14 protein-coding genes are annotated in these 14,118 nt (G+C 68.1%); 8 read left to right on the forward strand and 6 right to left on the reverse strand.

Features of this window, described 5'->3' with window-relative positions:
• Positions 1–38: 38 nt before the first annotated feature.
• Positions 39–1,196, reverse strand: a complete 1,158-nt coding sequence (locus CJ301_RS03585) for an ornithine decarboxylase (RefSeq protein ID WP_099274389.1) — start codon at positions 1,194–1,196, stop codon at positions 39–41.
• Positions 1,197–1,302: 106 nt separating this feature from the next.
• Here CJ301_RS03585 and CJ301_RS03590 point away from each other — a divergent pair, with 106 nt between their 5' ends.
• On the forward strand, positions 1,303–1,731 hold the full coding sequence (locus tag CJ301_RS03590) for an Lrp/AsnC family transcriptional regulator (RefSeq protein ID WP_254050060.1): 429 nt from the start codon (positions 1,303–1,305) through the stop codon (positions 1,729–1,731).
• A gap of 63 nt (positions 1,732–1,794) precedes the next feature.
• Positions 1,795–4,890: a valine--tRNA ligase gene (locus CJ301_RS03595; RefSeq protein WP_099274391.1), complete on the forward strand. Its 3,096-nt coding sequence runs from the start codon at positions 1,795–1,797 to the stop codon at positions 4,888–4,890.
• A 39-nt stretch (positions 4,891–4,929) separates the two neighbouring features.
• Here the strand turns inward: CJ301_RS03595 and CJ301_RS18595 are convergent, their stop codons facing one another.
• Positions 4,930–5,091: a hypothetical protein gene (locus CJ301_RS18595; protein ID WP_162620405.1), complete on the reverse strand. Its 162-nt coding sequence runs from the start codon at positions 5,089–5,091 to the stop codon at positions 4,930–4,932.
• Positions 5,092–5,190: 99 nt separating this feature from the next.
• Here CJ301_RS18595 and CJ301_RS03600 point away from each other — a divergent pair, with 99 nt between their 5' ends.
• Positions 5,191–6,303, forward strand: a complete 1,113-nt coding sequence (locus CJ301_RS03600; protein ID WP_099274393.1) for a pyridoxal phosphate-dependent aminotransferase — start codon at positions 5,191–5,193, stop codon at positions 6,301–6,303.
• Positions 6,304–6,326: 23 nt separating this feature from the next.
• Entirely contained in the window at positions 6,327–6,497 is a 171-nt protein-coding gene (locus CJ301_RS18600; protein WP_162620406.1) for a hypothetical protein, read from the forward strand.
• Here the strand turns inward: CJ301_RS18600 and CJ301_RS03605 are convergent.
• Positions 6,494–7,231, reverse strand: a complete 738-nt coding sequence (locus CJ301_RS03605) for an alpha/beta hydrolase (protein ID WP_099274395.1) — start codon at positions 7,229–7,231, stop codon at positions 6,494–6,496. The two genes, CJ301_RS18600 and CJ301_RS03605, sit on opposite strands and share 4 nt — an antisense overlap.
• 159 nt (positions 7,232–7,390) lie before the next feature.
• Here CJ301_RS03605 and thrS point away from each other — a divergent pair, with 159 nt between their 5' ends.
• Positions 7,391–9,346 (forward strand): threonine--tRNA ligase, encoded by a 1,956-nt coding sequence (gene thrS, locus CJ301_RS03610; RefSeq protein ID WP_099274397.1) that lies wholly within the window; start codon positions 7,391–7,393, stop codon positions 9,344–9,346.
• Positions 9,347–9,349: 3 nt separating this feature from the next.
• Here the strand turns inward: thrS and CJ301_RS03615 are convergent, their stop codons facing one another.
• The gene (locus CJ301_RS03615; RefSeq protein ID WP_367869635.1) at positions 9,350–9,646 is read right to left on the reverse strand and encodes an arsenate reductase family protein; all 297 of its coding nucleotides are present in this window, start codon (positions 9,644–9,646) and stop codon (positions 9,350–9,352) included.
• Between the two features lie 99 nt (positions 9,647–9,745).
• Here CJ301_RS03615 and CJ301_RS03620 point away from each other — a divergent pair, with 99 nt between their 5' ends.
• Positions 9,746–9,952 (forward strand): cold-shock protein, encoded by a 207-nt coding sequence (locus CJ301_RS03620; protein WP_099274401.1) that lies wholly within the window; start codon positions 9,746–9,748, stop codon positions 9,950–9,952.
• A 115-nt stretch (positions 9,953–10,067) separates the two neighbouring features.
• Here the strand turns inward: CJ301_RS03620 and CJ301_RS18605 are convergent, their stop codons facing one another.
• Both CJ301_RS18605 and thyX read right to left on the reverse strand, forming a co-directional pair.
• Positions 10,068–10,583, reverse strand: coding sequence for a hypothetical protein (locus CJ301_RS18605; RefSeq protein ID WP_162620407.1), 516 nt, complete (start codon positions 10,581–10,583; stop codon positions 10,068–10,070).
• Positions 10,571–11,479, reverse strand: a complete 909-nt coding sequence (gene thyX / locus CJ301_RS03625; RefSeq protein ID WP_099274403.1) for an FAD-dependent thymidylate synthase — start codon at positions 11,477–11,479, stop codon at positions 10,571–10,573. Before thyX ends, CJ301_RS18605 begins: the two co-directional genes overlap by 13 nt.
• A 155-nt stretch (positions 11,480–11,634) precedes the next feature.
• Here thyX and CJ301_RS18610 point away from each other — a divergent pair, with 155 nt between their 5' ends.
• Positions 11,635–12,666 (forward strand): hypothetical protein, encoded by a 1,032-nt coding sequence (locus tag CJ301_RS18610; RefSeq protein ID WP_162620408.1) that lies wholly within the window; start codon positions 11,635–11,637, stop codon positions 12,664–12,666.
• 73 nt (positions 12,667–12,739) lie between these two features.
• Positions 12,740–14,098, forward strand: a complete 1,359-nt coding sequence (locus CJ301_RS03635) for a tetratricopeptide repeat protein (protein WP_099274407.1) — start codon at positions 12,740–12,742, stop codon at positions 14,096–14,098.
• Positions 14,099–14,118 lie beyond the last annotated feature (20 nt).

Here is a 14,118-nt window from a genome sequence, read left to right on the forward strand (position 1 = left end):
CGTCCTGCCCGCCGCATCGCGTTCCTTTCCCTGCCCCTTCACCCTAGGGGGCGGGACGGGTCTGTCCAGAGCCGCGCCACCTCGCCGCGCTCATATGTGCCATATCCGTTGAAACAGGTGGTGACCCCGACGAGATAGGCCCCCGCCGAGCGAAACAGCAGCCAGTCGCCCTCCTCCGCGCAGCCCGGCAGCAGGGTCTCTCCGGGCAGCCGGTCGAGGCTGTCGCAGGTCGGCCCCCAGAGCGCGAAGGGCTGCGGCGCGGCGGTCTCGCGCGCGCCGTCGGTGACGAGATCGACCCGCGGCATCCCGATCGAGGGGCATTCCGACAGCCCGCCATAGATGCCGTCGCCAAGATAGAGCGCGGCCCCGCGCCGGGCCTTGACGCGCACCGCATAGGCCATCGCGTCGGCCACCAGCGCGCGGCCCGGCTCGCAGACCAGATCGGGGGCTTCGTCGAAGGCGGCCCTGCCCTCCGCGATCGCCGCGAAGATCGGCTCCAGCGCGGGCTCGCCCCCGTCGCGGCCCGAGGGAAAGCCGCCGCCGACATTGAGCCGCGCCAGCCGCACACCTGCCTCGCGCGCCGCCTTTGCGCAGGCCCGCATATAGGCGGTCCAGGCGGCCGGATCGCCGCATTGCGTGCCGACATGGAAGGTCATGGAGACGCGGAAGCCCTGCGCGGCGGCGCGCGCCAGCAGCGCCTGCGCGAGGTCGGGCTCGGCCCCGAACTTGGTCCCGAAATCATAGGCCGCCCCCGCCACCGGCAGCTTCAGCCGCACCGCGATCTCGGTGTCCGGCGCCACGCCGCAAGCCACGAGCTTGTCGAGTTCGCCCGCGTCATCGACCGACCACGAGGCCACCCCCGCCGCGATCCCGGCGGCGATCTCGGCGCGCGAGCGCACCGGGTTGTGGTAGTGCAGCGCGGCCCAGGGGCTGATGCCGCGCACCAGCGCCATCTCGGCGGGCGAGGCCACGTCGAAGGCGGTCATGCCGCTTTGCACCAACGCCGCGATCACCCCCGCATCCGGGTTGGCCTTGACCGCATAGGTCACCATGCCGGGAAAGCCGTCCCGGAACCGGGCGTGGCGCGCCGCCAGCGCGCCCGGGCAATGGAGCAGCACGGCGGTCTCGCCGCCATGGCGGGCGAGCCAGTCCTCGGGTGTGTCGGCGCGGGCGCAGTCGATCGGGGCTTGCAGCATGATGGTCCTCCTTGCCCCCATCTTGCGCCTGCCTGCCGCCGGTTCGAAGCGGCGATCCGGTCGATTTGTCTCGACCGACCGGCGAAACGCCGACAGGATCGGCGATATGACCGATGCCACCGATGCCCGCCTGATCGCGCTTCTGACCGAGAACGCCCGCGCGCCCGTGGCGCAGCTGGCGCAGAAGCTCGGCCTTGCCCGCTCGACCGTGCAGGCCCGGCTCGACCGGCTGGAGCGCGCAGGCGTGATCGCGGGCTACACGCTGCGCCTGTCGGACCGCGCCCGTGGCGGGATCTGCGCCACGGTGCTGGTGCAGATGGTCCCGGCGCGGCAGGCCATGGTGCTCGCAGGTCTGAGGCGGATCGCGGAGGTCGAGACGGTGCACACCACCTCCGGGCGCTTCGACCTTGCCTGCCGCCTGCGGGCCGGGACGACCGAGGCGCTCGATGACGCGCTCGACCGGATCGGCGCGCTCGACGGGGTGAAGGCCACCGAGGCGCTCATTCACCTGTCCACCCGCATCGACCGGGGCTGATCCCTTTTCCTCCCCTGCCCGCCGCGCTACAGACGGGACCGATTTCACCGAGGAGTCCGGGACATGGCGATGGAAAAGACGTTCGACGCGGCCGAGGCCGAGGCCCGGCTCTACGAGGCATGGGAAAAGGCGGGGGCCTTCCGCGCGGGCGCCGGCGCGCGCCGCGCCGAGACCTTCTCGATGATGATCCCGCCGCCCAACGTCACCGGCTCCCTGCATATGGGCCATGCCTTCAACAACACGCTGCAGGACATCCTCGTGCGCTGGCACCGGATGCGCGGCTTCGACACGCTGTGGCAGCCCGGCCAGGACCATGCGGGCATCGCCACGCAGATGGTCGTCGAGCGCGAGATGGCCAAGACCGGCGCGCCGAGCCGCCGCGAGATGGGCCGCGAGAAATTCCTCGAAAAGGTCTGGGAGTGGAAGGCGCAGTCGGGCGGGCAGATCGTGGGCCAGCTCAAGCGCTTGGGCGCCTCGCTCGACTGGGAGCGCAACGCCTTCACCATGTCGGGTGCGCCAGGCGCGCCCGAAAGCGAGCAGGGCAATTTCCACGACGCCGTGATCAAGGTCTTCGTCGACATGTACGAGAAGGGCCTGATCTACCGCGGCAAGCGGCTGGTGAACTGGGACCCGCATTTCGAGACGGCGATCTCGGATCTCGAGGTCGAGAACATCGAGCAGCCCGGCAACATGTGGCACTTCAAATACCCGCTCGCGGGCGGCGAGACCTACACCTATGTCGAGCGCGACGAGGACGGAAATGTCGTCTTCGAGGAGGAGCGCGACTACATCGCCATCGCCACCACCCGCCCCGAGACCATGCTCGGCGACGGCGCGGTCGCGGTGCATCCCGATGACGAACGCTACGCGCCGATCGTCGGCAAGCTGTGCGAGATCCCGGTCGGCCCCAAGGAGCAGCGCCGCCTGATCCCGATCATCACCGACGAATACCCGGAGATGGATTTCGGCTCGGGCGCGGTGAAGATCACCGGCGCGCATGACTTCAACGACTACGAGGTCGCCAAGCGCGGCGGCATCCCGATGTATCGCCTCATGGACACCAAGGGCGCGATGCGCGCCGATGGCGCGCCTTACGCCGAAGCCGCGGCACGGGCGCAGGAGGTGGCGCAGGGGGCCGAGATCTCCGTGATGGAGGCCGACGCGCTGAACCTCGTGCCCGAGAAATATCGCGGGCTGGATCGTTTCGAGGCGCGCGCCGCGGTGGTCGAGGACATCACCACCGAGGGCCTCGCCGTCATGGTGCCCGAATGGGACCCGCGGCTCGGCCCCAAGGCCGCCAAGCGCGAGGCCGCCGAGGAAGGCGCCGCCCCGCCCGAGACGCGGCTGGTGCCGCTCGTCGAGCACAAGCCGATCATGCAGCCCTTCGGCGACCGCTCCAAGGTGGTGATCGAGCCGATGCTGACCGACCAGTGGTTCGTCGACACCTCGAAGATCGTCGGCCCCGCGCTTGACGCGGTGCGGTCGGGCGAGACCAAGATCCTGCCCGAGCGCGACGCCAAGGTCTATTTCCACTGGCTTGAGAACATCGAGCCCTGGTGCATCTCGCGCCAGCTCTGGTGGGGCCACCAGATCCCGGTCTGGTACGGGCCGACCCTGACCGACGGGCAGGTCGATCTCGAGGCCGACTGGACGCCGTTCTGCGCCGCGACGCGCGAAGAGGCGCTCGAAAAGATGACCGCCTATTACGGCCATGACGAGATCCGCTTCGTCGAGGATCGCGGCGAGGCGGTCGCGCTGTTCGAGGCGGCGATCGGCAATGTCACCGACGAGGGCGCGATCCGCAGCCCCGACGCGCCGACCGCCATCCCCGTCTGGCGCGACCCCGACGTGCTCGACACCTGGTTCTCCTCCGGCCTCTGGCCGATCGGCACGCTGGGCTGGCCCGAAGAGACGCCGGAGCTGGAGAAGTACTTCCCCACCTCCACGCTGGTCACCGGCTTCGACATCATCTTCTTCTGGGTCGCCCGGATGATGATGATGCAATACGCCGTGGTGGATCAGAAGCCGTTCGACACCGTCTATGTCCACGCGCTGGTGCGCGACGAGAAGGGCAAGAAGATGTCGAAGAGCTTGGGCAACGTGCTCGATCCGCTCGACCTGATCGACCAGTACGGTGCCGATGCCGTGCGCTTCACCCTGACCGCCATGGCCGCGATGGGGCGCGATCTGAAGCTTTCGACCCAGCGCATCCAGGGCTACCGCAACTTCACCACCAAGCTGTGGAACGCCTGCCGCTTTGCCGAGATGAACGGCGCGCTCGCGCCCGAGCGCCACGCCGCCCCCGCCGTGCCGCCCAAGCCCACGGCGACGGTCAACCGCTGGATCGTGTCGGAGACCGCGAAGATCCGCGAGGAGACCGATGCCGCGCTCGAAGCCTACCGCTTCAACGATGCCGCGAACGGGCTCTACGCCTTCGTCTGGGGCAAGGTCTGCGACTGGTATGTGGAGTTCTCCAAGCCGCTTCTGCAGGGCGAGGACGACGCCGCGAAGGCCGAGACGCAGGCGGTGATGGCCTGGGTGCTCGATCAGTGCATGCTGCTGCTGCACCCGATCATGCCCTTCATCACCGAAGAGCTGTGGGGCAACACCGCCCGGCGCGACGGCATGCTCGTCCATGCCGCATGGCCCGAATACACGGCCGCCGAGCTGGCCGATGCGGAGGCCGAGGCGGAGGTGGAGATCGCCATCGCCATGGTCGAAGGGGTGCGCTCGGCGCGCGCGCAGATGAACGTGCCGGCGGGGCTTCAGGTGCCGGTGGTGCTGGTCGGCGCGAATGACGCTGCCCGCACGGCATGGGACCGCAACGCCGCGATGATCTCGCGGCTGGCGCGGATCGATCACCTGACCGAGGCCGAGGAGGCGCCCAAGGGCGCGATCAGCGTGCCGCTGACAGGGGCCACGCTGGCGCTGCCCTTGGCCGACATCATCGACGTCTCGGCCGAAAAGGCGCGGCTGTCCAAGGTGATGGGAAAGCTGGAAAAGGAGATCGGCGGGCTGAAGGGGCGGCTGAACAACCCCAAATTTGCCGAAAGCGCGCCCGATGAGGTGGTCGAGGAGACCCGCCAGAACCTCGCTGCGCGCGAAGCCGAGCAGGCGCAGCTTGCCGCGGCGCTCGACCGGCTGGCCGAAATCGGCTGAAAACAGGGGGTGCGCGGCCATGAAGGGCCGCGCACCGCCTTACGCTGGAAACAGCAGCTTGTAGGTCAGGATCAGCACGATGCCGATCCCCGATGCGAGCAGGATCACCCAGACATGGTCGAAGACCGTTCTTTCTTCGGCAATGGAGGGTAAAAATGCCCTCCGCACGGCGCGGATGGCATGACGCAGATATAAAAGCATTTTCCCCCTCAGGTTGTTGGCCCCACGCTAGCCCTCACGCATGGGCTTCGCAAGCGTTTGTCGCTTGCCGCGGCAACGCCCGCGCGGCATCTTGCAGCCATGACCGATCCGCGCCTCACCCCGCTCGCCGCCTCCCTGCCCGACACGGTGCCCTTTGTCGGGCCCGAGACCCAGCAACGCCGCATGGGGCGGGATTTCACCGCCCGGCTGGGCGCGAATGAAAGCGTCTTCGGCCCCTCGCCCCGCGCCGTCGAGGCGATGCAGGCCGCCGCGCAAAAAGTCTGGATGTATGGCGATCCCGAGGCGCATGAGCTGCGCGAGGCCATCGCGGCGCATCACGGTGTCGCGCCCGAACATATCCGCGTGGGCGAGGGCATCGACGGGCTTCTGGGCCTTCTGGTGCGGCTGACCATCACCCAGGGCGACTGGGTCGTGACCTCCGAGGGCGGCTATCCGACCTTCGACTATCACGTCACCGGCTTTGGCGGGCGCATCGAGCACGTGCCCTATGCGGGCGACCGCGTGGACACAGAGGGGCTGATCGATCGCGCAGGCTGGGCCGGGGCCAAGCTCGCCTACATCTCCAACCCCGACAACCCGATGGGCGGGCTGCACGATGCCGCGACGATCCGGGCCATGATCGAGGCGTTGCCCGCCGGCGCGCTGCTGGTGCTCGACGAAGCCTATGTCGAATTCGTGCCCGAGGCGCAGCTGCTGCCGATCGATGCGGAAGACGACCGGGTGATCCGGCTGCGCAGCTTTTCCAAGGCGCATGGGCTCGCCGGGGCGCGGGTCGGCTATGCGATCGGCCCCGCGCCGCTGATCGCGGCCTTCGACCGGGTGCGCAACCATTTCGGGCTTGGCCGCATCCCGCAGGCCGGGGCGCGCGCGGCGCTGGCGGATCGCGATCACCTCGACCACGTGGTGTCGCAGGTGGCGGCGGCGCGGGCGCGAATCGCGGCCATCGCGCATGACAACGGCCTCGCGCCCCTGCCCTCCTCGACCAACTTCGTCGCCATCGATTGCGGCGGCGACGGCGCCCTTGCCCGGCGCGTGATGACCGGCCTCGCCGCGCGGGGCGTCTTCGTGCGGATGCCCGGCGTCGCCCCGCTCGACCGCTGCATCCGCGTCACCGCCGGGCACGAGGCCGATCTCGACATCTTCGCGGCCGCGCTGCCCGAAGCGCTGGAAGAGGCGCGCGCCGCGCCCTAGATCCCGGGGCGAGGAGATGCGCCATGCGCCAGCCCGCCCCGGATTTCACCACCGCCTTTCTCGCCACGCTCGGCGTGCTGCTCTTCATGGGGCTGCTGACGGCGGCGGCGCTGTGGGGCTGGGCCGGGGTGGTCTTTGGCGCGCTGGGCTTCGACCGCATCGCGCAGCCCCTCGCCCGCCGCGCCCGGCGCTAGGCGCGGGCCGAGACCTCTGCCACGCTTGCCGCGATCAGGTCGAGGCAGTCGGGCGTCGAGAAGCGGTGATCGGCCCCGTCGACCAGCGTCAGCCGCATGTCCGGCCCCTCGGCATGCTCCAGAAGCCGCAGCGCCGTGGCTACCGAGACATCCTCATCCGCCGTGCCTTGCAAAAAGCGCACCGGGAATTTCAGCGCCAGCGGCGTGCGCAGCACGAGGTTGCCCCGCCCCTCCTCGATCAGCCGCCGGGTGATCCTGAGCGGCTCGCCGTAATCCGACGGGTAATCGAGATGGCCCTCCGCCTCGAAGCGCGCGCGCATCTCCCCGGTCATTTCCGCCCAGAACCCGTCTTCGGTGAAATCGGGCGCCGCGGCGATGGTGACGAGGCCCGCGATCTTCTCGGGCGCCGCGCGCGCCAGCAGGAGCGAGATCCAGCCGCCCATCGAGGAGCCGACGAGGATCTGCGGGCCGGTGGTCAGCGACAGCGCCGCCGCCGCATCCTCGGCCCAATCGCCGATCGCGCCCTCCTCGAATACGCCGCCGCTGCTGCCATGGCCGGAATAGTCGAATCGCAGGAAGGCGCGGCCCTCGCGCCTGGCCCAGTCTTCCAAGTGCAGCGCCTTGGTCCCCTCCTTGTCCGAGCGAAAGCCGCCGAGGAACACCACGCCCGGCCCCTCGCCCGGCAGCTGGTCATAGGCGATGCGGCGGCCCTGCGGGCTGGTGAAATCGGGCATGGTCGTCTCCGTCCTTGGTCGGCGCGCAGCATCGAAGCGCGCGGCGCCGATGACAAGCCCCGCGCTTGACAGCCCGGCCCCGCCCGATCATCAAGCCCCTCACGCATATAACCCGCAACCGGGCGTTCCGTGGGCGCCAGACCGACGAGGAGGCCGCATATGGCCCAGATCTCCCTCACCTTTCCCGATGGCAACAGCCGCGACTATCCCGCCGGGGTCACCGCCGCCGAGGTGGCGCAGTCGATCTCGCCGAGCCTCGCCAAGAAGGCCATCTCCGCCGATGTGAACGGCAATCACTGGGATCTCAGCTGGCCGATCCAGCATGACAGCAAGATCGCCATCCATTCGACCAAGGACGAAGCCCCCTCGATCGAGCTGATCCGCCACGCCTTCGCCCATGTCATGGCGCGCGCGGTGCAGGAGATCTGGCCCGACGTGAAGGTCACCATCGGCCCGGTCACCGAGCATGGCTGGTTCTACGATTTCGACCGCGAGGAGCCCTTCACCCCCGAAGATCTCGGCGCGATCGAAAAGAAGATGAAGGAGATCATCGCCAAGTCCGAGCCGATCCGCAACGAGGTGTGGGACCGGGCGCAGGCGCGCGCCTACTACCAGGAGCGCGGCGAGACCTTCAAGATCGAGCTTCTGGACCGCATCCCCGAGGACGCGCCCATCCGCATGTACTGGCATGGCGACTGGCAGGATCTCTGCCGCGGCCCGCATCTGCAGCACATGGGCCAGCTGCCCGCCGACGCGTTCAAGCTGATGGGCGTCTCGGGCGCCTACTGGTTCGGCGACGTCTCGCGCCCGCAGCTGCAGCGCATCTCGGGCGTCGGCTTCCGCAACCGCGCCGAGCTCAAGGCGCATCTGACCATGCTGGAGGAGGCCGCCAAGCGCGACCACCGCAAGCTGGGCCGCGAGATGGATCTCTACCACCTGCAGGAGGAAGCGCCGGGCATGGTGTTCTGGCACCCGAACGGCTGGACCGTCTACCGCGCGCTCGAAGACTACATGCGCCGCCGCCAGAACGCCGCCGGCTACCGCGAGATCCGCACGCCGCAGGTCGTCGACCGGGTGCTGTGGGAGAAGTCGGGCCACTGGGAAGCCTACCGCGAGAACATGTTCATCGTGGAGGTGGACGAGGAAGGCGCGAAGGAAAAGCGCACCAATGCGCTCAAGCCCATGAACTGCCCCTGCCACGTGCAGGTGTATAACCAGGGGCTCAAATCCTACCGCGACCTGCCGCTCAGGCTCGCCGAATTCGGCTCCTGCCACCGCTACGAATCCTCGGGCTCGATGCACGGGCTGATGCGCGTGCGCGGCTTCGTGCAGGACGACGCGCATATCTTCTGCACCGAGGACCAGCTCGAAGAGGAATGCGCCGACTTCATCACGCTCCTGGCCTCGGTCTACGAGGATCTCGGCTTCGAGAAGTTCGACATCAAGCTCTCCACCCGGCCCGAGACGCGCGTCGGCTCCGACGAGATCTGGGACAAGGCCGAGGCCGCGCTCGAAGGCGCGATCAACAAGGCGGGGGCGGATTACACCGTCGATCCCGGCGAGGGCGCGTTCTATGGCCCCAAGCTCGACTTCAAGCTTACCGACGCGATCGGGCGCGAGTGGCAGTGCGGCACCTTCCAGGCCGATTTCAACCTGCCCGACCGGCTGGATGCGGAGTTCGTCAACGAAAAGGGCGACAAGGCGCGGCCCGTCATGCTGCACCGCGCGATCCTCGGCTCCTTCGAGCGGTTCCTCGGCATCCTGATCGAGAACCATGCCGGCCGCCTGCCGCTGTGGCTGGCACCCCGTCAGGTCGTCGTGGCTTCGATCGTCTCGGATGCGGATGACTACGTGAACGAGGTCGTCGCCACGCTGCGCCGCGCCGGCATCCGCGCCGAGGCCGACACCCGCAACGAGAAGATCAACTACAAGGTCCGCGAGCATTCGGTCGGCAAGGTGCCGGTGATCCTCGCCATCGGTGGCCGCGAGGTCGAGGAGCGCACCGTCAGCCTGCGCCGTCTGGGCGAGAACCGCTCCGAGGTGCTGGGCCTCGACGCGGTGGTCGAGACCCTGAAGGACGAGGCGACGCCGCCGGATCTGCGCCGCGACGCCTGAGGCTCAGAGCCCCTGGCGGTAGACCCCGCCTTCTTCGATCACCGGGCGCTTCAGAAGCGCCGGGTGATCCTCCAGAAGCCCGGCCACAGGCCGGGCTTTTTCGTCCTCGCTGAGCCCGCGCCACGTGGTCGAGGACCGGTTGATCGCGCGGTCGCCAAAGGCCGCGACGATCGCCTCGCGCTCCTGCGTGCCCAGCGGCTCGGCGCGCACGTCGACCAGCACCGGCGCGTGGCCCCCGGCCTTCAGCGCCTTCATCGCGGCGCGTGTCTTGTCACAGGTCTTCAGCCCCAGAACCCGCATCCTGCCCTCCATAAGTGATTTGCCTTTCAGTGACGCGCGCTACTGTCCTTGGCAACCGCAAGGCGTGCGGTCGGACTTCAAGCGACGGGAGACAGTGCCATGCCGAAGGGCACCGTGAAATGGTTCAACACCACCAAGGGCTACGGCTTCATCGCGCCGGAGGATGGCGGCAAGGACATCTTCGTCCACATCTCGGCGGTGGAACGATCGGGCCTCACCGGGTTGGCCGATGACGAGCTGGTGGAGTTCGAGTTGATCGAAGGCCGGGATGGGCGCGAGATGGCGGGGAATTTGCGGAAGGTTTGAAAGTGGGCAGCCGAGGCTACCCACAAACACTCATTTATCTTTTTTTCCATTGTCGTCGTTATAAATCGACCTTCTCGTAGGTTTCCCAGACGGTGGTGGATTGCTAGCCTTATCGTCAGACATTACTTACTCCTTCGAGTATCAGAAAAATCCAAAGCGGCACCTGAAAAACAGCGGCAAATAACCCTCCTCCTAGTAACCAGCGAACGCGACCAATCTTTCTTTCGTTTTCGTCAAAAAATTCGTCCGCGTCTTTAGCGAGCTTTGCATGTAGGTCTGGCAACTTGGTTTCTGTCGTAATTGCGTGAAGTATAGCATCTGGGTTTAACTCAAATGTATACTCCCCCCTTCCTACCAAAACTAGGGAGGACAGGATTATGGAAACCAGCACCGAGCCAAATATAAGCCAGAATGCCAATGGCAGATGTATACCTTCACCTGCTTTCAAGGCAGAAAATTCTGGATATATTACTCGGAAGAACGACGCGAATATTGTCGCCACAAGTCCGGTTATTGCTGCACAATACGAAGCTTGATTTCGAAGCGACTTCAAGTCTTCTTTTTGCCCCCGCAGTTGCGAGTAACTAAGTTCGTAAGCGAACTTAGAGTATTCTGCTTTTAGGTTATCCATTGGCTATTAAACTCCCGCCATTCCCTGGCGCTCATCCCCGACGTCTCCTGAGTCACTTCCTCCCCAGCGAGCATCCGACGCAAGCACTCTACACCGGAAGCTGAAAGCGTCACCCCTCCAAGGCGATACTCCTCGAAGGCGCGGTAGGCGGCGGGGACCCAGTCCTTGACCATCTCGCAGATCGCGTCCGCATAGACCCGGATCTCGTATTGCGCATGGCTGTCCGCCCGGAGCCGCAGGAAGTGGAACAGGTTGTGCAGATCCACCTTCCAGTACCACTGCGTGTAGATGTTGGCGGGCAGGTTCATCCGCGCCAGCTCGCGCGCCACGCCCTGCTGGCCCTCATCCGAGATCATCTGCTCGTAATGATCATAGGCGCGGTGCGCGTCCTCGCGCAGCCAGTCGAGTACGCGGGCCGATTCCTCCGGGCCAAGCACGTCGCCCCGGCCCTGGTTGTTCTGGCTCGACTGCGCGGCGAGGTCTTCGGTGCGCGGGATGTAGAACTCCCGGTCGAGGATCGAGTAGCGGGCGGAGTATTCGTTGACGTTGGCGGTGCGGTGGCGGATCCACTGGCGGGCGACGAAAACGGGCAGCTTCACATGCAGCTTCAGCTCGCACATCTCGAAGGGCGTCGAATGCCAGTGCCGCATCAGGTAGCGGATCAGCCCCTCGTCGTTCTGCACCGACTTGGTGCCGCGCCCGTAGCTGACGCGCGCCGCCTGGCAGATCGCGGCGTCGTCGCCCATGTAGTCGATCATCCGCACGAAGCCGTGATCGAGCACGGGCTTCGGGACATAGAGATGCTGCTCCGCCCCTTCGGAGACGGCGCGCAGCGTGGTGCGGGGGGTGGCGCGCAGATCGGCGATCTCGGCGTCCTGCTCGGGCGTCAGCGGCATGGGGCTCTCCTTGGTCCGGGTGCTGGGGCCTCAATAGCTGCCGCGTGGCAGGAGGGGAACATCCCCTCTCCACGGTGGCGGCCCCGAAAGGCGGCGCGTTGACAGCCCCCTCTCCCGGCGGAACTGTCGGGCCGACACTGACCGAGGACGCCCCGATGACCCGCCTGCTCTCCACCGCCGCGCTCATGGCCCTGCTTACCGCCTGCGGCGACGGGCAGCCCTTCGTCTTCGATGAGGATGCGGTCGCGCAGCCCGGCGACGATGCGGGCGATCCGCCGGAGGACGCCTTCGACGACGAGGAGCCCCCGGCCGACGACGAGGGCTTCGAGGGCGATCTCGACGTGCCGCCCGGCACCGCCTCGCCCTCGCCCGACGCCTCGATCCGGCGGTTCGAGCCGCTGAACGAGACTGGCGGCGGCTTCGTGCGCAGCGTCAGCTACAATGCCGCCGAGGAAAGCTTCACCGTCGACAACCTCGCCTTCGACGGCATCACCCCCTACCGGCGCGACAGTGGCCTGCCGAGCATGGGCGGCTACGCGGTGTTCGAAAGCGACGAGACCGTGCGCGACCCCGTGAATGGCGACGAGATCGGCCAGCTCGACTACCGCGCGATCTATGGCGTCAGCCGCAACAGCACCACCGTCGACGGCGAGCGCATGCCGGTCTCGCGCTTTGCCATCGTGCGCAGCGGCGATTTCGTCGATTACGGCTTCGGCGGCTTTCTCTACGAGCGCAATGGCGGCGTGGAGCTGCCCGAGCGGCGCGACGGCCAGGCGGTGTTCATCGGCGATTATGCCGGCACGCGGGTCTTTTCGGGCCGCGGCGGGCAGGAGCTGACCGAGGCCGGATGCAGATCGCGGTGGATTTCACCGATTTCAACGAGTCCGAGGGCGTCGACGGGATGCTCTATGACCGCCGCGCCTATGATGTCGACAGCGGTGAGGAGGTCGATGCCACTCAAGGCGGCGTGCGGCGGGAGACGGCCGATGGCGTCTTGCTCGACCTGCCGACCGCGCGCTTCACCCTCGCCACCGGCTCGACCACCGCCGATGGCGAGATCCTGGGCAACATCAGCAGCAGCGTCATGGTGGACGGCACCCTCGAGGATTACGAGAGCGGCAGCTATTACGGCATCATCGGCGGCGATCTCGACACCGGCGGCGAGGTGGTCGGCGTGCTCGTCATGACCTCGGACGATCCGCGGTATGACGGTGTGACGGCGCAGGAGACCGGCGGCTTCATCCTCTACCGCGAGGCGCCGTGAGGCTTTTGCGGGCGGCCCTTGCGCCGGTCGCGCTGACGCTCGCGCTGGCCGCGCCGGCCCCGGCCCCGGCGCAGGTGCGGCTCGACGCGACGGAGCTGCGCTCCGTGGCGGTGGCGCGCATGGCGGCGGGCGATCTGGCGCAGGCCGAGGTGATGGCGCGCGCGCTGCTCGCCCGCGACCCCGACGACGCGACCGCGCTCAGCATTTCGGCCGAAGCAGCAACGGCGCGGCGCGACTGGCCTCTTGCGCGCCGCATGGCTGCGCGGGCGCATGGGCGGGTCGAAGGGCCGGCGCGGTTTCGCATGGCACGGCTCGCGGCCTATGCGCTGGCGCAGGAGGGCCGCTATACCCGCGCGCAGATCTGGCTGCGCCGCGCCGCGCCCGACGCCCCCGACGCGCGGGCCGAACGCGGCCTCGTGCGCGACTACCGTCTCGTGGCGGCGCGCAACCCGCTCACGCTGTGCTTCGGCCTCGGCATCGCCCCCTCCTCCAACATCAATGGCGGCAGCCGCGCCGAGACGCTGATCCTGCCCGGCCTGCCCTTCGAGTTCGAGCTGTCGGGCGATGCGCGGGCGCTCTCCGGGGTCACGACCACGGCCAGCTTTGACTTGAGCCACGCGCTGCCGCCCCTGCCGACCGGACCGCTGGTCTTCGATCTGCGGGCGAAGGGGCGCGCCCACCGGCTGAGCGACGCGGCGCGGCGGCAGGCCCCCGAGGCTCGTGGTGCGGATTATGCCCAAGCCGCGCTGAGCCTCGGGCTGCGCCACCGGCTGCGGCAGGCGGGCCTGCCACCGCTCGATCTTTCGGCCGAGCTGGGGCGCGACTGGTATGGCGGCGCGCCCTATTCGGACCGGCTCGGCCTCGGCCTTTCGCGCCTCATGCCGTTGGGGGCCGGGCGGAGGCTCTCCTTCGGCGTCACGCTCGACCGTGTCGCGCGGCGCGACATCGACGCGAGCTGGTGGGCCCCTGCCCTGCACGCGGCGCTGCGCCAGGATCTGGGGGCCGACCGGCTCACCCTCTCGGCGCATCTGCGCGAGACGCGCAGCGACCGGCCCGATACCGGGCATGACGCGCGGGTCGCGCGGCTCGACTACGACATCGGGCGGCGTGTCGGTCCTGCCCTGCTGGGTTTCGGCATCGAGGCGCAATGGCGCGACTACGACAGTTCGCGCTATGTCCGAGGCGGGCGCGAGGATCGCAGCCTCGGGATCGAGGCCCGGTTGGGCCTGCCGAAGGCCGGGCGCTATGGCTTCTACCCCGAGATCGGGCTGACGGGGCGCAGGGTCTGGTCGAATGCCGACCTGTTCGACGCGCAGACGCTGACGCTCGACATCGGGCTGCGCTCCAGCTTCTGAGGGCCGGTGCTGGCCATGGC

Source organism: Limimaricola cinnabarinus (assembly GCF_002723615.1).
Lineage (GTDB): Bacteria > Pseudomonadota > Alphaproteobacteria > Rhodobacterales > Rhodobacteraceae > Limimaricola > Limimaricola cinnabarinus_B.